General features: G+C 31.4%; 1 protein-coding gene and 1 rRNA gene. One reads left to right on the top strand and one right to left on the bottom strand.

What is annotated here, in order from left to right:
* Window positions 1-628: 628 nt before the first annotated feature.
* Window positions 629-1,612, top strand: coding sequence for a tryptophan--tRNA ligase (trpS, locus tag B8965_RS12210; RefSeq protein ID WP_084054464.1), 984 nt, complete (start codon window positions 629-631; stop codon window positions 1,610-1,612).
* A 181-nt stretch (window positions 1,613-1,793) separates the two neighbouring features.
* Here the strand turns inward: trpS and rrf are convergent.
* Window positions 1,794-1,909 (bottom strand): 5S ribosomal RNA (rrf, locus tag B8965_RS12205).
* Window positions 1,910-1,971: the final 62 nt, after the last annotated feature.

Below are 1,971 nucleotides of genomic sequence, written 5' to 3'. Positions count from 1 at the left end.
AACTTTTGGCTTTGTTATTTATCCGTTTGTTACTTGTGGTCTGTTTCTTTATAACTGTTTGATTTTCAAAGAACAACTTGTTTAGAAGACTTGCGTTAAGTGCTTGTCTTGCTTTGTAGCACTCTTCTAATATTTTCTTTTGTTTCACGCCCTGTTGTGGCGACAAAACTTATCTTATCATTTTAAATTGTTTGTGTCAACATTTATTTATGTGTTTAAAATGTTTGGCGTCCCCTCTTGGCGACAAATATTATTTTACCACTTGTTTTTACCTTAGTCAACATTTTTCTTGGTTTTTTTTATTTCTAATTCAAAATAGCTATAGATACTACTTTAAATACTCTATCTAGAAATTACATTAGATATTACTTTGTATATTCTTTGTATATTTTTTGTATAATCTTTATATATTACCTAAGATATTATTTTAAAGGTTATTAATTGCCTCAGTAAAATAACTTTGACAAATAAAATATACTAGTTTACAATTTTACTTAAATAGATACTTATAATTTTTTATTAGTATGTTAACAATAGGGTATTAACATGATCCATTCGTCCCTAAAAAGGATGAGTGGATTTTTTAATATATATTTAAACTATATATACTTATTAAGGAGTGGAATATATGGCTACAATCTTTTCAGGAATCCAACCTAGTGGTGTAATTACACTGGGTAATTATTTGGGAGCTTTAAAACACTTTGTAGATCTTCAACATGACAATGATTGTTATTTTTGTGTAGTTAACCAACATGCAATTACTGTCTACCAAGATCCAGCAGAGCTAAGGAAAAATACTAGAAGTTTGGCAGCTCTCTATTTAGCTGTTGGTTTAGATCCTGAAAAAGCAACCTTATTTATTCAATCTGAAGTTCCTGCCCATACACAACTTAGTTGGATTTTACAATGTAATGCTTATATTGGTGAGCTAGAACGCATGACACAATTTAAAGATAAAATTAAAAATAAAAATGAAGGTATTCCTGGAGGTTTGTTAGTTTATCCATGCCTTATGGCTGCAGACATTCTTTTGTATAATACTGATTTTGTACCTGTTGGCAATGATCAAAAACAACATTTAGAACTTACGCGTAACCTAGCTCAACGTTTTAATCAAAAGTATGGCGATGTATTTAAAGTTCCTGAAATCAGAACGCCTAAGGTTGGGGCTAGGATAATGTCTTTACAAGAACCTACTAAAAAGATGAGTAAATCTGATGAAAATAATGCATCCTTTATTACAATGCTCGATAGTGAAAAGGAAATTATTAAAAAAATAAAAAGAGCTCAAACAGATTCAGATGCAAGTGTACATTATGATATTGAGAACAAAGCAGGGATTTCTAACTTAATGACTATCTATTCAACCTGTACTGGTAAGTCGTTTGAAGAAATTCAAAGTTTATATGAAGGTAAAGGTTACGGGCATTTTAAAGGTGATTTAGCTACTATCGTAGCTGACACTATTAGACCTATTCAAGAGCGCTATGAGCAATTATATAATTCTACTGAGCTAGATGAAATTTTAGCTACTGGTGCAGCTAAGGCTAATTTAAAAGCTAATGAAATGCTTCATAAAGTAGAAAAAGCTATTGGGTTTGATAGATAGTATTATATCTTTACAAAAAAACAGGTTTGTCCTCGAGGCAAACCTGTTTTTTAATGCTTTTTCTCAATTTAGTTATTAAATTTACCTTTTTATCTTTTCTTCTGTCAATATGTTTTAGTTCATTACTCGACTAATTTAAGTAAATAAAAGAAACCACCTAATTAGGTGGTTTCTTTTGTGTTCCCGGCGACGACCTACTCTCCCAGGACCTCTGGTCCAAGTACCATCAGCGCTGGAGGACTTAACTACCGTGTTCGAAATGGTAACGGGTGTGACCCCTCCGCTATTATCACCGAGAAAATATGTAATTGTTGAGCAAACAATATATCCTTTATCTGTTTAAGTATTTTCCTACTTAA

The organism is Desulfonispora thiosulfatigenes DSM 11270 (assembly GCF_900176035.1).
Classification (GTDB): domain Bacteria; phylum Bacillota; class Peptococcia; order Peptococcales; family Desulfonisporaceae; genus Desulfonispora; species Desulfonispora thiosulfatigenes.
This window is presented reverse-complemented; position numbering and strand designations above follow the sequence as displayed.

Coding starts and splice junctions, on each gene's coding strand:
- trpS (WP_084054464.1), top strand. CDS start 629: ATGGCTACAATCTTTTCAGGAATCCAACCTAGTGGTGTAATTACACTG.